Genomic DNA, 21,047 nt, shown 5'->3' with positions numbered 1-21,047 from the left:
GGGCTTCAGAGTACGCACGATTCTGCTGCTGCCAACCTTCGCAAGCTTGGCAAATACGCCGCAGAAGATTCGCAGAACTTGGCAGATGTACCTCATTGATGGCACCGCGTGCCGCTGCCAGAGTCTGTCCTGCGGCCCGCCGGACCCCAGCGGCCCAGGCGGACAGTCCGGGCACCGATTCGCGCCCTGACATCGGAGATCCCGGCAATCTGACCTGGCTGACCTGCATCATTGCTCAGCTCCTCCCCAGGTGGGGCCGGCGGCCGCAACCCACTATCAAGGCACACAGTGCCAACGTCTCGTCCGCGACGGACAGACGTTGGCAGACCAAGCGATTCACGGAGACGGTGACAGTCATGGCAGACACGAACACGACGGCGGCGGCCGAGCAGCTCAAGCAGCGGTGGGCCGACGACCCCCGGTGGGCGGGCATCGAGCGCACCTACTCGGCCGAGAACGTGGTCCGGCTGTCCGGCAGCGTCCGCGAGGAGCACACCCTCGCCCGGCGCGGCGCCGAACGCCTGTGGCGCCAGCTCCACGAACTCGACTACGTGCACGCCCTGGGCGCGCTGACCGGCGGCCAGGCGGTGCAACAGGTCCGGGCCGGCCTCCAGGCCATCTACCTCTCCGGCTGGCAGGTGGCCGCCGATGCCAACCAGGCCGGGCACACGTACCCGGACCAGTCCCTCTACCCGGTCAACTCCGTTCCCCAGGTGGTCCGTCGGATCAACAACGCGCTGCTGCGTGCCGACCAGATCGCGACCGCGGAGGGCGGCGCGGACGCCACGGACTGGCTGGCGCCGATCGTCGCCGACGCGGAGGCCGGCTTCGGCGGCCCGCTGAACGCCTTCGAGCTCACGAAGGCGATGATCGCGGCTGGTGCCGCGGGCATCCACTACGAGGACCAACTCGCCTCGGAGAAGAAGTGTGGCCACCTCGGCGGCAAGGTCCTCGTCCCGACCTCCCAGCACATCCGCACCCTGAACGCGGCCCGCCTCGCCGCCGACATCGCGGACACCCCGACCCTGATCATCGCCCGCACGGACGCACTCGCGGCGAACCTGCTGACCAGCGATGTCGACGAGCGGGACGCGCAGTTCACGACCGGCGAGCGCACCGCGGAGGGCTTCTACCGGGTGCAGAACGGCATGGCCCCGGTCATCGCCCGCGGCCTCGCCTACGCACCGTACGCCGACCTCATCTGGGTCGAGACCGGCACCCCGGACCTCGCCCAGGCCCGCGAGTTCGCCGAGGCGATCCACGCGCAGTACCCGGACCAGATGCTCGCGTACAACTGCTCGCCCTCGTTCAACTGGAAGGCGGCTCTGGACGACGACCAGATCGCCAAGTTCCAGCGCGAACTCGGCGCGATGGGCTACAAGTTCCAGTTCATCACCCTGGCCGGCTTCCACTCCCTCAACCACGGCATGTTCGACCTCGCGCGTGGCTACGCCGAGCACGGCATGACCGCCTACGTAGACCTCCAAGAGCGGGAGTTCGCCGCCCAGGAACACGGCTTCACCGCCGTCAAGCACCAGCGCGAGGTCGGCACCGGCTACTTCGACCTCGTCTCCACCGCCGTCAACCCCGCCTCCTCCACCACCGCACTCACCGGCTCCACAGAGGAAGAGCAGTTCCACTAAGACGCTCCGCCCCTCCCCGCCGGCCCGCCCATGGCCGAAGGTCCGCGTTCAGCGGGAGCCGGACGACCGTCTCCGTCCGGCTCCCGCCCCACCCCTCGTCAGGAGACCGCATGACCACCACCGCCACCACGCACCGGGTCCGGGTCCTCGCGGCGCCGGGCGACCGCCACGACGAGATCCTCACGCCGGAGGCGCTCGACTTCATCGGCCGCCTCGACGCAGCATTCGCCCACCGCCGCGACGAGATCCTCAAGGAACGGCGCCGGCGCAAGGACCGCCTCGTCTCGGGATCCCCGCTGGACTTCTCCATCGCCACCGCTGCCGTCCGTGACGACCCCGACTGGCGCGTGGCTCCGCCGGCCCCGGGCCTGGAGGACCGCCGAGTGGAGATCACCGGCCCGCCGGACCGCAGGATGACGGTCAACGCCCTCAACTCCGGCGCCAGGGTGTGGATGGCGGACTTCGAGGACGCCACATCCCCCACCTGGAACAACGTCATCGACGGCCAGCTCAACCTGCTCGACGCCATCGAGCGCCGCATCGACTTCACCACGCCCGAGGGCAAGGAGTACCGCCTCGGCGGGAACCTGGCGACCATCGTCGTCCGTCCCCGAGGCTGGCACCTCCTCGAAGAGCACCTGGAGATCGACGGTCGGCCCGTCCCGGCGTCGCTGGTGGACTTCGGGCTGTACTTCTTCCACTGCGCGCAGCGGCAGATCGACGCCGGGTACGGCCCGTACTTCTACCTCCCCAAGCTGGAGAACGCGGGCGAGGCCCGCCTCTGGAACGACATCTTCGTCCTCGCACAGGAACTCCTCGGCATCCCGCGCGGCACCGTCCGTGCCACGGTCCTGATCGAGACCATCACCGCGGCCTTCGAGATGGAGGAGATCCTCCACGCGCTCCGGGAACACAGCGCCGGCCTCAACGCGGGCCGGTGGGACTACCTGTTCAGCATCATCAAGACCTTCGGCCACCGCACCGACTTCCAGCTCCCCGACCGCGCCCAGGTCACCATGACCGCGCCGTTCATGCGCGCCTACACCGAACTCCTCGTACGCACCTGCCACCGGCGCGGCGCGCACGCCATCGGCGGCATGGCCGCCCACGTGCCCTCCAAGGACCCGGAGGCCAACATCGCCGCCCTGGCCAAGGTCCGCCTGGACAAGGAACGCGAGGCCGAGGACGGCTTCGACGGCTCCTGGGTCGCCCACCCCGCCCTGGTCCCCGTCTGCCGCGAAGTCTTCGACGGTGTTCTCGGTGAACGGCCCCACCAGCTCGACCGCACCCGCGACGACGTCGCCGTGACGGCGGCGGACCTGCTCTCCGTCCGCCGCATCAGCGCGCCGCCCACGGTGGAAGGGGTTCGCGCCAACGTGGCCATCTCGCTGCGCTACTTCGAGGCCTGGCTGCGCGGCCACGGAGCGGTCGCCCTCTACGGCCTGATGGAGGACGCGGCGACCGCCGAGATCGCCCGTGTCCAGCTTTGGCAGTGGCTGCGCCACCGGAGGATCGACCGGGACCAGCTGCTCGCCGTGCTCGACGAGGAATGCGACGCGCTCACCGCGGAACGGCCCTATGCGCTCGTAGCCGAGGCCAGGGCCGTGCTCGAGCGGGCCGCGCTGGAGCGCGACCTGCCGGCCTTCTTCACCCCCGACACCTACAGCCGCCACCTCGTCCACCGCACGGAGGTGCGGTCATGAGCGCCGGTATCCGCCGCGTCGGAGTCGTCGGAGGCGGGCAGATGGGCGCCGGCATCGCCGAGGTCTGCGCCCGCGCCGGACTCGACACCGTCGTCTGCGAAGCCGACGCGACCGCCGCCCGTGCCGCCCGTGAACGGGTGGCCGTCTCCCTCGAACGAGCCGTCCAGCGGGGCAAGCTCGACCGGATCTCCGCCGAGGACGCCCTCGCCCGCCTCGTCTTCACCGGCAGTCTCGACGACCTCGCCGACCGGCAGCTCGTCATCGAAGCGGTCACCGAGAACGCGGACGTCAAGATCGAGACCTTCGCGGCTTTGGACAAGATCGTCGTCGACAGCGAGGCGATCCTCGCGACGAACACCTCCTCCTTGCCCGTCATGCGTCTGGGCATGACGACCGGGCGCGCCGACCGGGTCGTGGGCCTGCACTTCTTCAACCCCGTGCCCGTCCTGCCACTGGTGGAGGTCGTCTCTTCGCTGCATACCTCCCGGGAGACCGTGGAGACGGTGGAGGCCTTCGCCCGGGAGACTCTGGGCAAGACGGCGATCCGGTCGCAGGACCGGGCCGGCTTCGTCGTCAACGCCCTCCTCGTCCCCTACCTGCTGTCCGCCATCCGGATGGCCGAGTCCGGCTTCGCCACCCCGGCCGACGTCGACGCCGGCATGGAGCTCGGCTGCGCCCACCCGATGGGCCCGCTGAAGCTCGCCGACCTCATCGGCCTCGACACCGTCGCCGCCATCGCGGAGTCGCTGCACGCCGAGTTCAAGGAACCCCTCTACGCCCCGCCCCCGCTCCTGATGCGGATGGTGCAGGCTGGGCTGCTGGGCCGGAAGACCGGCCGGGGGTTCCACACCTACGACCGGGGCTGATGAGGGACCCGGTGCTGCCGCCGGGCTGAGGGGCCCGGCAGCGTGGTGGAAGGGGGTGCGGCGGAGTGGTGTCCGCCGCACCCCGCTGCGTTGTCCACGCCGACTGCGGTGCCTGCAGGTTCTGGTCTGGTCATGACCGCAGGAACCCAAACCCCCTCCTATATGTTGAAGTTGGGGCAGGCGACCGCAGCGAAAACCCAGGGGGCACCGATGAAGCGGCAGGGCGGCATACCCATCACGCAGGACGAGCCGACGGTGACCATACCGGCCCGCGACTACGACAACCTCCTCGCCGCCCGTAGGCAGCTCGGCGCGCAGAACGCACGCGTCCGGTCCCCTGAAGCAGACGCTCGGCAGCCTCGTCGAATACGTGGAACTGCTGGAGGGGCCCTTGGTGCAAGCCACCCGGGCTCAGGGCGCTGCGCAAGGTACACCTCCGCAGGACGCAGCGGAGGTCGCCGCCGAACTCGGCCGACGTCTGCAGCGAGCACGCGGGATGATCGGACCGCGCGGGTAGCACCTCGCGCTTCGAGCCTGCGGTAAGACCCACTACCTCTGATTCCAGGGGCACTTGGCCGCGGCCGGTGCTGCCCGTACGATGCCACTGCCCGGCTGCGGCCGGACCACAACCAAATGGCTGTGCGATCGGGGGAAGCCGGTGGGAATCCGGCGCTGACCTGCAACCGTGTGCGGCGCGATGACCTGCGCCGCGAGTCGGGATGCCCGCCGCGCGGCAGCATCCGCTTCCACTGTCATGGTCTGCAGCGCGAAGCCCGGTTCCGCCGGAACACCACGTAGTGCGCTCGTGCGACTGCCGGGGTGGGCCGCGCCGGTTGCGGGTTCCCGTCAGCGGACCCGACCGGTCAGAAAGGCCACCCCATGCGCCTGAGCCTCACCCGTCGCGCCGCCGTTACGACGGCCGCCCTGGGCCTCGCCCTCACCGGCCTCACCGCCGTCCCGGCCGTCGCCCACGCCAAGCCGGTGAACACCAACGTCCCTGTCAAGGTCAATCTCACGGTGCAGGGCCCCGACGGCCTGCTGTTCCAGGGCAAGATCACGACCAAGGGTCATGACGTGACCACCGCCACCGGCGGCACGCACAAGTGCGACGGGACCAACGGCGGGGCGAACCCGAGCAAGGTTCCCACCCCGACCGCGGCCCTGGACGACGCCGCCCGTCTCAACTACTTCGCTTGGGACGGCACCTGGTACGCCTCGTTCGACGACTTCTCCGTCGACACCATCAAGAACGTCAGCGGCGGCGGCTCCGCCTACTGGAACATATCCGTCAATGGCACGCCCACCCCGGTCGGCGGCTGCCAGTTCAAGCTGAACGCCGGCGACCAGGTGTCGTTCGTCTGGACGTCCTTCTGATCCGAACGCGTCGCACTGGCGGGCGGGGTGCGCAGCCGCGGACCCCGCCCGGCATATGGATCAGGCGCCCCAGCGCAGCGCGATGGTGTCACCTACGTTGATCACCTTGTCGCGGGTGGCGCCGGCGAACGCGGAACCGTCCACGCTCACCTTCCAGGTGTTGGAGCCGCTGTTGGCCTTGCCGTTGACGGCCGTGATGGTGCCGGTACCGGAGGACGGGGTGACGCTCGTGACGCAGCCCGACGGGGTGGCGGAGCCGATCGCGGAGTTCAGGACGTCGCCGAGGGTGCTGGTCGTGCCGGTCGGCGTGAAGGAGACCGAGCAGACCTTCAGGTTGCCCGCACCGTCGTCGACGGTAAGTGCCAGCTTGGTGGCCGTACCTGCGGTGAACGCCGACTGCGCGACCCACTGCGGCGCCCCGGGGGTCACCGGGACGGGCGGGGCGGAGGTGAAGCCACCGCCGGCGACCGCCCGGAGCGAGTCGATGGAGGCGTAGGCGGACGGGGCCGTGTCGCTGGGCTTGTACTTGAAGCCACCGCCGGGGTTGTACTGGTTGGCGATGAGGAAGTCGATCGGGGTCTTCCCGGCGGTGGTGAGGAAGTCGCCGGTCTGGGGGTTGATACCGCAGGCGTTGAGGCCGGCTACCGCCCAGCCGTTGGAGCTGGTGTTGACGCCGTACATCGAGTTGAAGGCGCCCGAGGTGGTGACGAGCTTGCTCTTGAGGAAGTTCTTCGCCTGGACCACGTCGGTGTCGGTGTTGGGGACGCCGGAGGCGCACAGAGCGGCCATGGCGGCGCCGGTCATGTCGATGTCACCGGCGGTGGCGAGGGCAGTCGGGTTGCCCTCGGCCTTGCTGTACTGCCAGCCGCCGTCATTGTGCTGGTTGGCGCGGATGCGGGCGACGAGGGAGTCGGTGAGCGACTGGGGCACTCGGGCGCCGCCGGCCTGGGTCTTGGCGCCGAGGGCGAGGGCGGCGAAGACGGTGCCGTTGAAGTTGGAGGAGGGACCGAAGTAGCCCGGCTCGGCGGTCTGCCAGTAGGAGTAGATGTTCGCGATGAGGTTGCGCGAGGCGGAGATCCGGGCCGGGTCGATGCCGGCCGCGTAGGCGTTCAGCGTGCCGCGCTCGTAGTCGGTGACGACCGGGGAGGCCGAGGGCCAGCTCGCCGTGGAGAGCAGGTTGCGGTAGACGGTCCGCGCGTTCTTTGTCGTGTCCCCGCCCGGGGCGACGTCGACGACCGCCGTGCCCGCGGCGGCGAACGCGCTGAACGCCCACTCGTTGGACAGTCCGGACCCGGCGTACGAACCGTCCGCTGCTTGAAGGGACTTGAGGTACGCCACACCGTTGGTCTTGGACGTGGCGATCTGCGCCGGAGTCGACGTCGCGAAGGCGGGCAGGACGGTGAGCGCGAGGGCCCCGAGTGCGGCGGGCGCCGCGAGCGCGAGACGGCGGGAGGTACGGGAACGGTTCATGGCCTGCTCCTGGAATCGGCGGACGCCGACCGACCTCGTCCCTGATGGCAGGCCGTACGACGGCGCGACCGGGGGAGGGGCCGCCGTCCGGAACGCGTGGTACGGCTTCCTGATGCTTCGTCACCGCACGGGCATTCGGGCTCGGCACGGCGTCTGCCGTGCCACACCGCTGCGCGTCAGCCCCGGATTCTCACCGGATTCCCCCATGTGGCGCCCAGGACGCTACCCGAGTGATCAAGGGTCCGCCAGCGTGCGGCAACCCTGGGCCAACAGCCCCCAGTTGATGAGACGCAGCCCACCTTGACGGCGTTGTCGCAGCCGTGTTCCATGACGGCTGATACGTACTCAGCCCCAGGGGAAGCCGGTCGAATTCCGGCGCTGACCCGCAACCGTAGGCCCGGCACCCGTCCCGGGCGAGCCGGATTGCCTGTGGCCCGGGACACCGAACGAAGAACGCCGTCGTGGACTGCGGCGTGGTCGTCACCGCCCCTGCGCGCTCGCGCACGGGGCGTTTCGCCACGTACCCCGCCGTACGCCCGCCCGGCACGGACGAGGGGGCAGCGGGTGGAGACCGAACACCGGCCGATCCGGCACACGAGCACCAGACAGAGGCTGCTGTCCCTGATGGCGGTCGTCCTCCTCGTATCCGGCGGCATCATCGCCTTCCTCACGCCGGCTACCACGGCGAGCGCCGATCCGGTGAAGGACTGCACGGCGACGGTCGGCGCGATCGTGGCCGTCGACTTCGGCCCGTTCGGTGGCAAGGTGGAGCGCGGCTGTGACGCGACGCCGACCACCGGCTACGAACTGCTCCATGAAGCAGGGTTCAGCACAACGGGCACGGTCCACGACGGCCCGGGCTTTGTCTGCCGGATCGGCTTCGGAGCATTCAACTCCGGTACGCAGTACCCAACCCCGGACAAGGAACCCTGCGAGCTGACCCCGCAGGCATCCGCCTACTGGTCCTACTGGATCGCCTCTCCGGGGCAGAAGAACTGGACCTACAGCCCGCTCGGCGCGATGGCCCGCACCCCCAAGCCGGGCGACGTGGACGCCTGGGTCTTCGGCGGAACGGACGTCGGCGGCAGCACCGGCAAGCCGACCTTCACCCCGAACGACGTCCGCGCCGGCGGCGGGGCCTCGCCCAAGCCGACCGAACCCACCGGCCCCGTCGTCCCGCCCGGCGCCGTCGACGTGGCGGCGGCCACCCGCTGGATCACCGGCCAGTTGAAGGACGGCGAACGGATCGTCGACGAGGGCTCCACCACGCCCAACTACCTCCTGACCGCCGAGTCCGCCCTCGCCCTCGCCGCGGCCGATGCGAAGAGCCCCGTGGCCGCCAAGGCGGCCTCCTTCCTCGCCCGGCCGGAGCACACCGATGCCTACGCCTACCCGACCGGCAAGGACCAGTCACCGGAGACTGCTGCCGCGGCCAGGCTCGCCCTTGTGGCAGAGGCGACCGGCGGCGACCCGCGCGCGTTCGCAGGCCACGACCTCCTGGGTGACCTCGTCAAGTACTTCTGCGCCAGCGGCTCTGATGCCCCCGCACCCGCCCCCGGCTGCACCGTGAAGGGCGACTTCCCCACCACCACGGGCCAGGCCGAGGGCCAGGCCCTGGCCGTCATCGCCCTGCTCGGCGCCGACGTGCGGCCCCCGGCCGACGCGGTGGCACGGCTAACCGACATGCAGTGCGAGGACGGCGGCTTCACCAGCATGCTCATCCGCCGTGGCGACTGGTGCGACAGCGAGCCCGGAGCCACCGGCCTTGCCGCCCTCGCCCTGAAGCGGGCCGGCGGGCACGACGAGGCGGTGGGCAAGGCACGCGCGTACCTGAAGAAGGTCCAGCTCGCGGACGGTGGCCTGCCCGCCGCCTCGTACGGCACGGTGGGCAGCGCGTACGCCACGGGTTTCGGCGCCCAGGCCCTGCGATACCTCGGCGACGCCGACCGGGCGGACGCGGCAGTTTCCTGGTTGTCCAAGCAGCAGCTGCCGGGCGGTGCCTTCGCCTTCGAGGCTGGCGGCACCGACCCGCTGCTGTTCGCCACCGTGCCCGCCGTCGTTGCGGGTGCCAAGAGCGACCTGGTCATGCTGACCACCAAGAAGCCGGAGCCCTCACCCTCGTCGACCGGTCCCACCACCGGCCCGACCCCCACAACGGGCCCGACGCCCCGACCCGACGGCGGCCCGGACCTCACGAAGGGATCGGCCTACCTCACCGACCCCAAGCGGCTCATGCAGGGCCACTACTACGAGAGCACCGCCGGCACCGGCTTCGCGGACTTCGGCCTGACCATCGACGGCGCGTACGCCTTGGCCGCCACCGGTGCTGACAACGCGGCCCTGCGCGGGATCGTCGACTTCCTCGACCACGGCGGCAAGGACGGCACCGGCCGCACCCTCGACAAGTGGACCAACATCGGGACCAAGTATGCGGGGGGTGGCTCCCTCGGCAAGGCGGCGGTGCTCGCCGAAGCTGTCGGCCGTGACCCCCGCAACTTCGGCGGCCAGGACCTGATCACCGCGCTCGCCAAGGCCGTGTGCCCGGCCAAGACCCCGGCCCCGGATCGCTCCTGCGCCGACAAGGGCGCCTACACCAACGCCACCTCCGTCTTCTCCCAGTCCTTGGGCGTCATCGCCCAGGTCCGGGCGGGCGACAACGCCGCAGCGGCCGAGCCGATCGCCTACCTCAAGAGCCTCCAGCAGCCGTCCGGCGGCTGGGTCAGCCTGATCGGCGAGCCGAGCACGGAGGAAGTGGACTCCACGGCGATCGCTGCCATGGCCCTCGACCTCCTGCCCGACCAGCAGTCCCAGGCGGCCGTCGACAAGGCCCTGGCCTGGCTCGCGACCCAGCAGAAGCCCGACGGCGGCTTCCCCGGGGCCTCCGGCAACTCGGTCAACTCCGCCGCACTGGCCGTCCAGGGCCTGTCCCTCGACAGCACCAAGTACAAGGCGCAGATCACCAAGGCCCTCGCCTTCCTCACCTCCCAGCAGAACGCCGACGGCGGCTTCAACATCGCCAAGGACGCCCAGCCCGGATCCGACCTGCGTGCCTCCACCCAGGCCGTCGGCGGCGCCACTGGCACCTCCTTCGGCACCCTCACCCGCAGCCTCGACGGCACCACCCCGCAGCCCACCCCCACCGGGACGGCCCGACCCTCGGGCACGCCGACCACTCCCAGGATCGTCACTCCCGGCGAGAACGGCGGCGGATCCGGCGGCAACGGGGGAGGGGGCGGCGGGCTCGCCCACACCGGTACGCAGGTGATCGGCATCGGCGGGGCGGCCGTACTCCTCACCGCTCTCGGCTACGGATGCGTGCGCGCCGCCCGTACCCGCCGCACGACCAAGGGGGCGCACCAGTGAGCAACCGGTTCGCACGCACCATGGGCCGCCTTGCCACGGCAACCGGGCTCGGCCTGGCCGCACTGACCGCCACCACGTCACCTGCCAGTGCGGCCCCGCAGCCGATGGGCCAGTGCACCACCTCTTCGGGGGTCGTCCTGGCCGTGGACTTCAGTCACTGGGGCGGGCCGGTCTACCGCTCCTGCGGTACGACCCCCACCACCGGGTACGAACTCCTCAACCAAGGCGGCTGGGCCACCACCGGCACCGGTCACGACGGCCCGGCCTTTATCTGCCGCATCGGCTACAGCGGGCACCAGGGCGGCAAGCAGTACCCGACGCCGGAGCAGGACGACTGCGTCCTGACCCCGCCCGCCTCCGCGTACTGGTCGTACTGGCACGCCGACCCGGGTCAGAACAGCTGGACCTACAGCCAGCTCGGCGCGATGCTCTACAAGCCGAAGCCGGGGAGCGTCGACCTGTGGATCTTCGGCGGCACGAACATAGAGGGCACGGAAGGCAAGCCCACCGTCACCCCCGACCAACTGCGCGCCCACAACACCAAGCCGACCGGCGGCAGCCAGCCCGAGCCCAAGGACACCCGCACCGCAGCGCCGGTCCCGCCCGGCACCAACACCGGACCGAAGCCGGAACAACCAACGTCCGCGCCCCCACAGCAGTCCCAGTCCCCGTCGCCGACGATGTCGGTACCCGGCCCCAGTGCCTCGGTCCCTCCACCGCCCAGCGCGTCCGCAGCCTCGCCTCCCCCCAGCGCCGCCGCGGCGGCAGCGCCCAGCACCGGCCCCAAGGTCGTCGACGCGGCCCCCGCTGCGGACGCCGGGCACGATGCCGGCTCGTACTTGCCCGCGGTGGCGACCGGCGCTCTGGTCCTGCTGATCGGTGGAGCGGCCGCGTACGCGGCCAAGCGCCGCCGCCGCACGGAGTAGCCGCGTGGCACGCACCCTCCCCGCGGCGGCAGCCACGCCGCCCGTGCCCCGACCCGCGCCGGACACGGGCGGCCGCCGCCTGCCCCGCACCCTGCACCCGGTCGCCTGGTGGATCTGGGCCCTCGCCCTGGCCACCGCTGTCAGCCGCACCAACAACCCGCTGCTGCTCTTCCTCGTCCTGGCCGTCCTCGGCTACGTCATCACCATGCGCCGCACCGAGGCTCCGTGGGCCCGCGGCTTCAAGTACTACCTCTACCTGGCCCTGACCGTCGTCACGATCAGGGTGGCCTTCCGGGCGGTCTTCGCCACCGGCATCACCCCGCACGACCACTTCCTCTTCTCCCTCCCGCACATCCCCACCCCCGACTGGTACGCCGGCATCCAGCTGGGCGGTCCCGTCTCCCTGGAAGCCCTGCTCTCCGCGGCCACCGATGGCTTGCGGCTCGCCTGCATGCTCTGCTGCATCGGCGCCGCCAACACCCTCGCCAACCCCAAGCGGGCCCTGCGGGTGCTGCCCGGAGCCCTCTACGAACTCGGCGTCGCGGTCACCGTGTCGATCAGCGTCGCCCCTCAGCTGGTCCAGAGCGTCCAACGAGTGCACCGCGCCCGGCGGCTGCGGGCGGGCCGGACCAAGGGCCTGCGTGCCCTGCGCGGGATCGTCGTCCCCGTACTCGAGGACGCTCTCGAACGCTCGCTGCGCCTCGCCGCCGCGATGGACTCCCGCGGATACGGCCGGGCCGGCACCGCCACCCGCCGCTCCCGCCGGATCACCGGCATCCTCATGCTGCTGGGCATGTGCGGCATGTGCGCCGGCGCCTACGGCCTCCTGGACGCCACCGCGCCGAAGCTGCTGGGGCTGCCTGCCATGGCCGCGGGGGCTCTGCTCTGCGTCGCCGGACTGCGGCTCGGTGGCCGACGGGTCACTCGCACCACCTACCGGGCGGATCCCTGGCTGCTCCCCGAGTGGGCAGTGGCCGGCTGCGGAATCCTCTCGGCGGTCCTGCTCTTCAGCAATGCGGGCTTCAACGCCGCCGAGCTTAACCCGTCGATCTACCCGCTCAGCTGGCCCACCCTCCCGCTCGTCCCCGCCGCCGCGATCCTCCTCGCAGGCGCCGCCGGTTTCATCGCACCGCCCCCGGCTCCCCGCCCCGTGACCCCCGTCCCCGCACCGCGCACCGAGGCAGCCAAGTGATCACCCTCGACCAGGTCACCGTCCAGTACGAGGACACCGCCGAACCCGTCCTCAAGGACATCGACCTGACCGTCGAGGAAGGCGAGCTCTGCCTGGTCGTCGGCCATACCGGTGTCGGCAAGTCCACCCTCCTCGGCGCCGTCAACGGCCTCGTCCCGCACTTCACCGGCGGCACCCTCTATGGCCGCGTGCTCGTAGACGGACGCGACACCGCCTCGCATCCTCCGCGCGAGCTCGCCGATGTCGTCGGCGTGGTCGGCCAAGACCCCCTCGACGGATTCGTCACCGACACCGTCGAGGAGGAACTCGCCTACACCATGGAGCAGCTGGCGGTCCCGCCCGCCACCATGCGCAAGCGCGTCGAGGAGACCCTCGACCTCCTCGGCCTTGCCGACCTGCGCCACCGCGCCCTGCACGAACTCTCCGGCGGACAGCAGCAGCGCGTCGCCATCGGCTCGGTCCTGACCGCCCACCCCCGAATTCTGGTCCTGGACGAGCCGACGTCCGCCCTCGACCCGACAGCTGCCGAAGAGGTCCTGGCCGCGGTTACCCGCCTCGTCCACGACCTCGGTGTCACCGTGCTCCTGGCGGAGCACCGCCTGGAGCGCGTCGTCCAGTACGCCGACCGCGTCATCCACCTCCCCGGCAACGGTCGGGTCCTCTCGGGCCCGCCCGCAGAGGTCTTCCGCACCACCTCCATCGCGCCGCCCATCGTGGAACTCGGCCGCGCCGCCGGCTGGAACCCGCTGCCCCTGTCCATTCGCGACGCCCGCCGAGCCGCCGCCCCGGTGCGCACCCGGCTGGCCGGCGCTACACCCAGCCCCGCCAGGCCGCCCCTCCCGGCGGACCGCCCCGAACTCCTCACCGCGCGCGGGATCACCGTCACCTACCAGGGCGTGCCGGCAGTCCGGGAAGTCGACCTGGCCCTGCGTGGAGGAGAGATCACGGCCCTGATGGGCCGCAATGGCTCGGGCAAGTCCTCGCTGCTGTGGGCACTCCAGGGCTCCGGCCCACGGGCGGCCGGCACCGTACGCATCCCGCAGCCGGCTCCGGCCGGACCCGCCGACCCGAAGAAGCTCCCGGCCGCCGAAGCGCGAAGGCTCGTCGGCCTCGTCCCGCAGACCCCCACCGACCTGCTCTACCTCGAAACCGTCAAGCAGGAACTCGCGCAGGCCGACACCGAATCGGACGTGAGCACGTCCGGCACCACGGCCCGCACGATCCTCGACCGCCTGGCACCCGGAATCCCGGACACCACCCACCCCCGAGACCTCTCCGAGGGACAGAAACTCGCCCTGGTCCTCGCCATCCAACTCGCCGCGGCCCCGCGCGTCCTCCTCCTCGACGAACCCACCCGAGGCCTCGACTATCGCGCCAAGGAACAACTCATCCGCATCGTCGACGACCTCGCGGCCGAAGGGCGAGCCGTCGTGATCTCCACCCACGACGTCGAGTTCGTCGCCCGCGCCGCCGACCGCGTCGTCGTCATGGCCGAAGGCGACGTCGTCGCCGACGGCCCCACCACCGAGGTCATCGTCGCGTCCCCCGTCTTCGCCCCGCAGACCGCGAAGATCCTCGCCCCACTCCCGTACCTCACCGTCTCCCAGGCAGCCGACGCCCTGCGCAACACGCCCGGAACGGGCGGTGAGGCGTGACCGCGCTCAGCCCCGCCATCCGCATCGGCCCGCGTGCTGGGCTGGTCATCGGCATGGCCGCCTTCCTCGGGGTCGTCGCGTTCTTCTGGCCCTTCCTCGTCGCTCCGGGGAAGTTCGGCTCGAACTACGCACCGCCCCTGATCTTCGGCGTGCTCCTGGTGATCGTCCTGTCCGTGGTCATATCCGAGATCGCCGAAGGCGGGATCAACTCCAAGGCCCTGGCCATGCTGGGCGTCCTCTCCGCAGTCAACGCGGCCATCCGCCCCCTCGGCGCGGGCACCGCGGGCATCGAGACGGTCTTCTTCATCCTCGTCCTCGCGGGCCGAGTCTTCGGACCCGGCTTCGGCTTCACCCTCGGCTGCACCTCGCTCTTCGCCTCCGCCCTCATCACCGGCGGGGTCGGGCCCTGGATGCCGTACCAGATGTTCGGCTGCGCCTTCGTGGGCATGCTCGCCGGCTTCCTGCCGAGGGCCACGGGCCGCCGCGAGGTCCTGCTGCTCGCCGTCTACGGCTCCCTCTCCGGCTACCTCTTCGGCTTCCTACTCAACCTCTCCTTCTGGCCCTTCTCCCTCGACCCGAACAGCTCCATCGCCTGCCTGCCCGGCCTGCCCTTCACCGAGCAGTTCCAGCGCTACCTCGCCTTCGACCTGGCCACCTCGCTCGGCTGGGACACCGGCCGGGCCGTCACCAACCTGATCTGCATCCTGCTCGCCGGCCCGGCCGTCCTCACGGTCTTCCGCCGCGCCGCCCGCAAGGCACGCTTCCAAGCCCCGGCGCGCTTCGACCGTGGTGGCGGGGCGACCAAGGCCTGAGCCCGGACGCTGCCACCCCGCCATGGGACTGCCGGCGCACCGCAGCTCGACAGGCGGGCGGAGTACCTTATTGCACATTGCTTGCAACTGCGTCAGTGATGCGAAAGAGGTCGACGTGGCAGCTCCGGTGGTGCTCGGGATCGAGTCGTCGTGCGACGAGACGGGCGCAGGCATCGTCTCCGGCGGGAGACTGCTGGCCCACGTCGTCGCGTCGAGCATGGATGAGCACGCGCGCTTCGGCGGTGTGGTGCCGGAGATCGCGGCCCGTGCGCATCTGCAGGCCTTCAACCCGGTCGTGCAGGAGGCGCTCGACCAGGCCGGGCTGCGACTGCGGGACATCGACGCCGTCGCCGTCACCACCGGCCCGGGCCTGTCCGGTGCCCTCCAGGTCGGTCTGGCCGGGGCGAAGACGCTCGCGTACGCGGCGGGTGTGCCGCTGTACGGCGTGCACCACCTCGCCGGGCACGTCGCCGCCGACACCCTGGAGCACGGGCCGCTGCCCAACCCCTGCATGGTGCTCATCGTGTCCGGCGGGCACACCTCCCTGCTCCTGGTACGGGACCTGGTCCGCGATCCGATCCTGCACCTGGGTGACACGGTCGACGACGCGGCCGGCGAGTGCTTCGACAAGGTCGCCCGGGTGTTCGGGCTGCCCTACCCGGGCGGGCCCGCCATCGACCGCGCCGCTCGCGCGGGCAACCCGTGCGCCGTCGCCTTCCCGCGCCCGCTGACCGGGCCGCGCGACGCCCCGTACGCCTTCTCCTTCTCTGGCCTGAAAACCGCAGCCGCGCGGTGGGCCGAGCGGCACCGGCAGAGCGGGGAGGAGATTCCGGTGGCCGACGGTGCCGCGTCCCTGCAGGAGGCGGTCGCGGACGTCCTCACCCGCAAGGCACTGGCCGTCTGCAAGGAGTACGACGTTCGCACGCTCGTCGTGGTGGGCGGTGTGGCCGCGAACTCGCGCGTGCGCGCCCTGGCCGAGGAGCGGTGCGCGGCCGCGGGGGTCGAATTGCGGGTCCCTCCGCTGACCCTGTGCACCGACAACGGCGCGATGATCGCCGCCGTCGGTGACCTTCTGGTCCGCGCCGGCTCCGACCCCGCCCAGCTCGACCTGTCCATCGACCCGTCCGCGCCCCTGGAGTACGCCGCCCTGCACCCCGTCGCCCGTACGGCCGCGACAGTGGCGTGACCGCGGTGACGGTGCGCCGGGTGTCCGGTGCCGAACTGCTCGCCCGGCAGGACGCTAAACGCCACGTCTACGCGGAGGCGTTCGCCGAGCCGCGGTGGAACGAGGACGGACGCGCGACCGGCCGGAGCTGATGATGATGACGTTGCGTAAGTCGTCGCCGGTAGCGGTCGGGTCGGTCACAGGATCAGCCCTGCTTCTTCGCGTCGATCTCGGCGATGAGGCCCTCGATGAGGCCCTTGATCTCGTCGCGGATGGGGCGCACGGCCTCGACGCCCTGGCCCGCCGGGTCCTCGAGCTGCCAGTCCAGGTAGGTCTTGCCGGGGAAGTACGGGCAGGCGTCCCCACAGCCCATGGTGATGATGTAGTCGGACGCCTGGGCAGCCTCGGGGGTCAGCACCTTCGGCTTCTGGTCGGAGATGTCGATGCCCAGCTCGGCCATCGCGGCCACCGCGGAGGGGTTGATCTGGTCACCGGGCATGGAGCCGGCGGAGCGGACCTCGACGCGGTCCCCGGCGAGGTGACGCAGGAACCCGGCCGCCATCTGGGAGCGGCCGGCGTTGTGGATGCAGACGAAGAGGACGGACGCGGCAGGGGTGGAGGACATCGTTCTTCCTTGGGGATCAGGCAACTGCGGGGTTTGGCGGTTTCAGGCGCCGAGCTCGGTGAGCAGCTCGGCGATGTGGGCGTCGATGGCGTCGCGGATGTCGCGGACGACGGCGATCGGCGCTCCGTCGGGGTCGGCGACCGGCCAGCCGAGGTAGCGGCGGCCGGGGACGACGGGGCAGGCATCCCCGCAGCCCATCGTGATCACGATGTCGGCGGCATGGACGACTTCCTCGGTCAGCGGCTTGGGGTAGGTGTCGGCGAGGTCCACGCCCGCCTCGGTCAGCGCCTGGGTGATGTGCGGCTCCACCTCGTCGGCCGGGTGGGTGCCGGCCGACGAGACGGTGACGCGCTCTCCGGTCCGGTGGGCGAGGAGGGCGGCGGCCATCTGTGAGCGCCCGGCGTTGTGGACGCCAGCATCGCTTCCTGTGACCCGGTCGACGGACGTCCGGTCACGGTCAGGTTCACCGACGGCACCGCGCACTGGGAGCCCGCCGAAGCGGTCGTCTTCGTGGGACAGCGGGCGAAGGCGGGCCCGGCGGCTGCGGTGTGCTGCGACGCGCTGAACTTCTTCGCCGACCCCTTTACGGCTCAGGCGTGGGCCCGCCAGCATCCGGAGGTCCACGGCCGGATCACCAGCCAGGCCGAAGCCCTGCGCATCGCCGAGCAGACCTTCGGCACGCTCCTGGACGAAGACTGACGGCAGCCGGGGTCGCGGTTCCGCCCCCGGCCCGGGCGGGAATCATCCATCCCCGAGCACGAGTACGGGTGGAGCGGAGCACCATGGGCGAGCACGCGGCGATGGACCGGCAGGCCGTACGCGACGACTATGCGCGGGCGCGGCAGACCTTCCACGCCCTCGTGGACACTGCCTCGCCCGGCCGCCTTGACCGCCCGAGTGACGGCACCCGGTGGACCAACCGCCAGCTGCTGTGGCACATGCTCTTCGGCTACATCATCGCCCGCGTTCTGCTGGTTGTGGCGGGTGCCTTCGGCCGGCTGCCCCGATGTCTGAGCCGAGGTTTCGCCAGGCTGCTCGACTCGGGTACCAAGCCGTTCGACCTCGTCAACTACCTGGGACCCTGTGGGGCCGCCAGGGTCGTCAGCCCGCAGCGGATGGCCGCCGTGTTCGACCAGGTCACCGGCGCGTTGGAGCGGCGCCTTGCTGCCGAGTCCGACGCCGACCTGGCCCGGGGTATGCACTACCCCGTCCGGTGGGACCCCTTCTTCAAGGACTTCATGACGCTCGCGGACATCTACCACTACCCGACGCAGCACTTCGACTTCCATCACCGGCAGCTCACCCTGAATAGCGGCGGCGGCCCCCAAGGGGAGGCTGTGGTCAGCTGATCCGCGGGCTACGGCGCTCCAGCAGGACCACGTCCCGCCACACGCCGTGACGGCGGCCGATGCGCTCGCGCGTGCCGATGACCCGGAAGCCCGCCCTCTGATGGAGGGCGAGGCTCGCGCGGTTCTCGGGGAAGATGCCGGACTGGATCGTCCAGATCCCCGCGGCCTCCGTCGAGCCGATCAGGGCGGTGAGGAGCTGCATGGCGACGCCACGCCCACGGGCGGCGGGGTGGACGTAAACGGAGTGCTCGACCACGCCCGCGTACGCGCACCGGTCCGAGACCGCGCTCGCCGCGACCCAGCCCAGGACCTTGCCGTCCTCGCCGATGGCGGTGAAGCGGTGCTCGGGCAGCTTGCCCGCCTCGAACACCTGCCAGGTGGGGGCAGTGGTCTCGAAGGTGGCGTTGCCCTCGTCGATCCCCGCCTGGTAGATCGCCAGGACCTCATCCGCGTGCGCTTCGCCCAGCGGCGCGATGGTGATGCTCATGCGGAGGCCGCGCGGGTCAGGAGCTGTCCCATGGTGGCGAGCACCGCGGGCTCCACCCGGTAGTACACCCAGGTGCCGCGCCGCTCGGAGGACAGCAGCCCGGCCTCCCGCAGCTTCTTCAGGTGGTGGGAGACCGTCGGCTGGGACACGCCCACGTCCGAGATGTCGCAGACGCATGCCTCGCCGCCCTCATGCGAGGCGACCAGCGAGAACAGGCGCAGGCGGACCGGATCGCCCAGGGCCTTGAACATGACGGCGGTCCGTTCGGCCTCCTCGGCCGTCAGCGGGCGCTCCGACAGGGGCGGGCAGCACGCAGCCACAGCCTCCGGCTCCAGCAGCGGCAACACCTTTGTAGTCATGGCTCCATCATCCGCTGAAATTCGACAGATGTCTATGTTGACGAATGTCGATCCAGGGCCCACTCTGGAGTGCGTCAGGACATCGACAGACGTCGAAACAATTGGGGAGCTAGCCTTGAACGCATCCATCGAAGCCGAAGCCCTGCCCGTTCTCGTGATCGGCGCCGGCCCGATCGGACTTGCCGCGGCTGCCCGCCTCATCGAGCGGGACATCGAGCCCCTGGTCCTGGAGGCCGGAGCGGCCGCCGCCTCCGCGGTGCGCGACTGGTCACACGTACGGCTCTTCTCCACCTGGTCCGAGGTCACCGACCCGGCAGCCGAGAAGCTCCTCGCCCCCACCGGCTGGGTCAAGCCGGACGGCGCCGCCTACCCGTCTGGCGGCGACTGGGCCGAGCTCTACCTCCAGCCGCTGGCCGACGTCCTCGGTGAGCGCGTCCGCTACACCGTCACCGGAGTCTCCCGGGCCGGACGCGACCGCATCGTCGACGCCGACCGCGAGAGCCAGCCCTTCGTCGTTCACCTCACCGGCCCCGACGGACGTGAGGAGCGGATCTTCGCCCGCGCCGTCATCGACGCGTCCGGTACCTGGTCCACCCCCAGCCCGGCCGGCGGCAGCGGCCTGCCCGCCCTCGGCGAGAAGAGCGCGGCCGACCGCATCACGTACCGCGTCCCCGACCTCAAGGACCCCGCCGTCCGCACCCGCTACGCCGGCAAGCGCACCGCCGTCATCGGCTCGGGCGCCTCCGCCTTTACCGCTCTGGCCTACCTCGCCGACCTCGCCAAGAACGAAGAGCACGGCACCGGAACGCACGCCACCTGGATCCTCCGCCGTGGGATCAGCGGCTCCACCTTCGGCGGCGGTACTGCCGACCAGCTGCCCGCCCGTGGCGCTCTCGGCCTCGCCGCCAAGGCCGCGGTCGACGGCGGATACGCCGATGCGGTCACTGGTTTCCGCACCGATGCGATCGAACGCGACGGGGACGGCCGCCTGGTCCTGGTCGGCGAGGACGGCCGCCGCCTGGACCCGGTCGACGAGGTCATCGTCCTCACCGGCTTCCGCCCCGACCTCACCTTCCTCGACGAGCTCCGCCTCGGCCTCGACGAGCGCCTCCAAGCCCCGGTCGAGCTGGCGCCGCTCATCGACCCCAACCAGCACTCCTGCGGCACGGTCTACCCCCACGGCGCGAACGAGCTCTCCCACCCGGAGAAGGACGTCTACCTCGCCGGCATGAAGTCCTACGGCCGCGCCCCGACCTTCCTCGCGATGACCGGCTACGAGCAGGTCCGCTCCATTGCCGCGGCCCTCGCCGGTGACCGCGAGGCCGCCGAGCGCGTGGAGCTGACCCTCCCGGAGACCGGAGTGTGCGGCGGCGCGGGCCTCTTCGACCAGCCCGAGGTCGCCGAAGAGACCGGCGGCGGCTGCTGCGCCGCCCCGGCCACCCTCACCATCGGAACCCCCGCCTCCTCCGGCGGCTGCTGAACACCGTGCCCAACACCCAGGCCAGCGTGGCCGCGACCGGAACGGGGGTCCGGTCGCGGCCACGCGCCGCCCTGCCCGCCCTGTGCTCCACGCAGATCACCAGCTGGGGAATCGTCTACTACGCCTTCCCCGTCCTGAGCGCCCGCATCAGCACCGACACCGGTTGGTCCCTGGCCGCCACCACCGCGGCCTTCTCCGGCGCCCTGCTCGTCTCAGCCGTCGCGGGCATCCCCATCGGCCGGATCCTCGACCGCCGAGGACCGCGTGCCGTGATGACCGCCGGCTCCGTGCTCGGCACGCTCGCCCTCCTGTTGATCGCAGCCGCACCCAATCTCACCGCATTCTCTGCGGGTTGGCTGCTCGCCCACGGCAAGACTGGGGTGGCGCCCATCGGGATGCCTCAGCCTCGCTGCTTTTCGCCGGCGCCCGGCGCCGTACGTTCCGGGCCCGCCACCTGGTCCTGGCCGACGACACCGAGGGGGAGGACCGGTTGTCCGGCTGGTCCACTGATGCGGGCGCCGGCGGGCTGGCGGCCCTGCGGCGGGGGAGTTCGGGGCGCTGGTGGGCCGGCTGACGGC

Annotated in this window: 19 protein-coding genes, 1 pseudogene and 3 riboswitches; of the genes and pseudogenes, 15 read left to right on the top strand and 5 right to left on the bottom strand. The window is 71.3% G+C overall.

Annotation, left to right across the window (positions count from 1 at the left end):
* Positions 1-356: 356 nt before the first annotated feature.
* From aceA to ACIP5M_RS16255, 4 genes are all read left to right on the top strand, one after another.
* A complete protein-coding gene (gene aceA / locus ACIP5M_RS16270; protein ID WP_401197307.1) occupies positions 357-1,643 on the top strand; it encodes an isocitrate lyase in 1,287 nt (428 codons plus the stop codon).
* Positions 1,644-1,753: 110 nt separating this feature from the next.
* The gene (gene aceB, locus ACIP5M_RS16265; RefSeq protein WP_401197304.1) at positions 1,754-3,346 is read left to right on the top strand and encodes a malate synthase A; all 1,593 of its coding nucleotides are present in this window, start codon (positions 1,754-1,756) and stop codon (positions 3,344-3,346) included.
* A complete protein-coding gene (locus tag ACIP5M_RS16260) occupies positions 3,343-4,212 on the top strand; it encodes a 3-hydroxybutyryl-CoA dehydrogenase (RefSeq protein WP_401197301.1) in 870 nt (289 codons plus the stop codon). The genes aceB and ACIP5M_RS16260 overlap by 4 nt, the downstream gene beginning before the upstream one ends.
* Before the next feature lie 598 nt (positions 4,213-4,810).
* A riboswitch (cobalamin riboswitch) is annotated at positions 4,811-4,958 on the top strand.
* 133 nt (positions 4,959-5,091) lie between these two features.
* Positions 5,092-5,586: a DUF4430 domain-containing protein gene (locus tag ACIP5M_RS16255; RefSeq protein ID WP_401197298.1), complete on the top strand. Its 495-nt coding sequence runs from the start codon at positions 5,092-5,094 to the stop codon at positions 5,584-5,586.
* Positions 5,587-5,646: 60 nt separating this feature from the next.
* On the opposite strand, the gene ACIP5M_RS16250 is transcribed toward ACIP5M_RS16255, so the two are convergent.
* Positions 5,647-7,056, bottom strand: coding sequence for a prenyltransferase/squalene oxidase repeat-containing protein (locus tag ACIP5M_RS16250; RefSeq protein ID WP_401197295.1), 1,410 nt, complete (start codon positions 7,054-7,056; stop codon positions 5,647-5,649).
* Between the two features lie 108 nt (positions 7,057-7,164).
* Positions 7,165-7,301: riboswitch (cobalamin riboswitch) on the bottom strand.
* 110 nt (positions 7,302-7,411) lie between these two features.
* A riboswitch (cobalamin riboswitch) is annotated at positions 7,412-7,484 on the top strand.
* Positions 7,485-7,620: 136 nt separating this feature from the next.
* Between ACIP5M_RS16250 and ACIP5M_RS16245 the strand changes: the two genes are divergently transcribed.
* The 7 genes from ACIP5M_RS16245 (at position 7,621) to ACIP5M_RS16215 (ending at position 16,321) form a co-directional block, all read left to right on the top strand.
* Positions 7,621-10,419 carry a prenyltransferase/squalene oxidase repeat-containing protein gene (locus tag ACIP5M_RS16245; protein ID WP_401197292.1) on the top strand — a complete coding sequence of 933 codons (2,799 nt, stop codon included), beginning with the start codon at positions 7,621-7,623 and terminating at the stop codon, positions 10,417-10,419.
* Positions 10,416-11,345, top strand: coding sequence for a hypothetical protein (locus ACIP5M_RS16240; RefSeq protein ID WP_401197290.1), 930 nt, complete (start codon positions 10,416-10,418; stop codon positions 11,343-11,345). The genes ACIP5M_RS16245 and ACIP5M_RS16240 overlap by 4 nt, the downstream gene beginning before the upstream one ends.
* Before the next feature lie 4 nt (positions 11,346-11,349).
* On the top strand, positions 11,350-12,537 hold the full coding sequence (locus ACIP5M_RS16235) for an energy-coupling factor transporter transmembrane component T (protein ID WP_401197288.1): 1,188 nt from the start codon (positions 11,350-11,352) through the stop codon (positions 12,535-12,537).
* Complete coding sequence (locus ACIP5M_RS16230) at positions 12,534-14,192, top strand: ABC transporter ATP-binding protein (protein WP_401197285.1); 1,659 nt, start codon at positions 12,534-12,536, stop codon at positions 14,190-14,192. Before ACIP5M_RS16235 ends, ACIP5M_RS16230 begins: the two co-directional genes overlap by 4 nt.
* Positions 14,193-14,245: 53 nt before the next feature.
* Positions 14,246-15,004 carry an ECF transporter S component gene (locus ACIP5M_RS16225; protein ID WP_401197996.1) on the top strand — a complete coding sequence of 253 codons (759 nt, stop codon included), beginning with the start codon at positions 14,246-14,248 and terminating at the stop codon, positions 15,002-15,004.
* A 127-nt stretch (positions 15,005-15,131) separates the two neighbouring features.
* On the top strand, positions 15,132-16,190 hold the full coding sequence (gene tsaD / locus ACIP5M_RS16220; protein ID WP_401197994.1) for a tRNA (adenosine(37)-N6)-threonylcarbamoyltransferase complex transferase subunit TsaD: 1,059 nt from the start codon (positions 15,132-15,134) through the stop codon (positions 16,188-16,190).
* A complete protein-coding gene (locus tag ACIP5M_RS16215) occupies positions 16,187-16,321 on the top strand; it encodes a hypothetical protein (protein WP_401197282.1) in 135 nt (44 codons plus the stop codon). Before tsaD ends, ACIP5M_RS16215 begins: the two co-directional genes overlap by 4 nt.
* Before the next feature lie 53 nt (positions 16,322-16,374).
* On the opposite strand, the gene ACIP5M_RS16210 is transcribed toward ACIP5M_RS16215, so the two are convergent.
* Entirely contained in the window at positions 16,375-16,794 is a 420-nt protein-coding gene (locus ACIP5M_RS16210; RefSeq protein WP_385193576.1) for an arsenate reductase ArsC, read from the bottom strand.
* 42 nt (positions 16,795-16,836) lie between these two features.
* Positions 16,837-17,181: a low molecular weight phosphatase family protein gene (locus ACIP5M_RS16205; RefSeq protein ID WP_401197279.1), complete on the bottom strand. Its 345-nt coding sequence runs from the start codon at positions 17,179-17,181 to the stop codon at positions 16,837-16,839.
* An 18-nt stretch (positions 17,182-17,199) separates the two neighbouring features.
* On the opposite strand from ACIP5M_RS16205, the gene merB reads away from it, so the two are divergent.
* Positions 17,200-17,493, top strand: a complete 294-nt coding sequence (merB, locus tag ACIP5M_RS16200) for an organomercurial lyase (RefSeq protein WP_401197277.1) — start codon at positions 17,200-17,202, stop codon at positions 17,491-17,493.
* 83 nt (positions 17,494-17,576) lie between these two features.
* On the top strand, positions 17,577-18,143 hold the full coding sequence (locus ACIP5M_RS16195) for a DinB family protein (RefSeq protein ID WP_401197274.1): 567 nt from the start codon (positions 17,577-17,579) through the stop codon (positions 18,141-18,143).
* Here ACIP5M_RS16195 and ACIP5M_RS16190 read toward each other — a convergent pair.
* Entirely contained in the window at positions 18,136-18,630 is a 495-nt protein-coding gene (locus ACIP5M_RS16190) for a GNAT family N-acetyltransferase (protein ID WP_401197272.1), read from the bottom strand. The two genes, ACIP5M_RS16195 and ACIP5M_RS16190, sit on opposite strands and share 8 nt — an antisense overlap.
* Positions 18,627-18,989, bottom strand: a complete 363-nt coding sequence (locus tag ACIP5M_RS16185) for an ArsR/SmtB family transcription factor (RefSeq protein WP_401197269.1) — start codon at positions 18,987-18,989, stop codon at positions 18,627-18,629. Before ACIP5M_RS16185 ends, ACIP5M_RS16190 begins: the two co-directional genes overlap by 4 nt.
* Before the next feature lie 115 nt (positions 18,990-19,104).
* Between ACIP5M_RS16185 and ACIP5M_RS16180 the strand changes: the two genes are divergently transcribed.
* Together ACIP5M_RS16180 and ACIP5M_RS16175 are read left to right on the top strand one after the other, a co-directional pair.
* Entirely contained in the window at positions 19,105-20,469 is a 1,365-nt protein-coding gene (locus tag ACIP5M_RS16180; RefSeq protein ID WP_401197267.1) for an FAD-dependent oxidoreductase, read from the top strand.
* A gap of 5 nt (positions 20,470-20,474) precedes the next feature.
* A pseudogene (locus tag ACIP5M_RS16175) lies at positions 20,475-20,834 on the top strand (MFS transporter); the annotation flags it as partial.
* Between the last annotated feature and the right edge of the window lie 213 nt (positions 20,835-21,047).

The organism is Streptomyces sp. NPDC088762, from assembly GCF_044750905.1.
Taxonomy (GTDB): Bacteria; Actinomycetota; Actinomycetes; order Streptomycetales; family Streptomycetaceae; genus Streptomyces.
This window is presented reverse-complemented; position numbering and strand designations above follow the sequence as displayed.

Bases quoted from the DNA above. Each gene is read 5' to 3' on its own strand.
- aceA (WP_401197307.1), top strand. From the start codon at position 357: ATGGCAGACACGAACACGACGGCGGCGGCCGAGCAGCTCAAGCAGCGG.
- aceB (WP_401197304.1), top strand. From the start codon at position 1,754: ATGACCACCACCGCCACCACGCACCGGGTCCGGGTCCTCGCGGCGCCG.
- ACIP5M_RS16260 (WP_401197301.1), top strand. From the start codon at position 3,343: ATGAGCGCCGGTATCCGCCGCGTCGGAGTCGTCGGAGGCGGGCAGATG.
- ACIP5M_RS16255 (WP_401197298.1), top strand. From the start codon at position 5,092: ATGCGCCTGAGCCTCACCCGTCGCGCCGCCGTTACGACGGCCGCCCTG.
- ACIP5M_RS16250 (WP_401197295.1), bottom strand. From the start codon at position 7,056: ATGAACCGTTCCCGTACCTCCCGCCGTCTCGCGCTCGCGGCGCCCGCC.
- ACIP5M_RS16225 (WP_401197996.1), top strand. From the start codon at position 14,246: ATGGCCGCCTTCCTCGGGGTCGTCGCGTTCTTCTGGCCCTTCCTCGTC.
- ACIP5M_RS16210 (WP_385193576.1), bottom strand. From the start codon at position 16,794: ATGTCCTCCACCCCTGCCGCGTCCGTCCTCTTCGTCTGCATCCACAAC.
- ACIP5M_RS16205 (WP_401197279.1), bottom strand. From the start codon at position 17,181: ATGGCCGCCGCCCTCCTCGCCCACCGGACCGGAGAGCGCGTCACCGTC.
- ACIP5M_RS16195 (WP_401197274.1), top strand. From the start codon at position 17,577: ATGGGCGAGCACGCGGCGATGGACCGGCAGGCCGTACGCGACGACTAT.
- ACIP5M_RS16190 (WP_401197272.1), bottom strand. From the start codon at position 18,630: ATGAGCATCACCATCGCGCCGCTGGGCGAAGCGCACGCGGATGAGGTC.
- ACIP5M_RS16185 (WP_401197269.1), bottom strand. From the start codon at position 18,989: ATGACTACAAAGGTGTTGCCGCTGCTGGAGCCGGAGGCTGTGGCTGCG.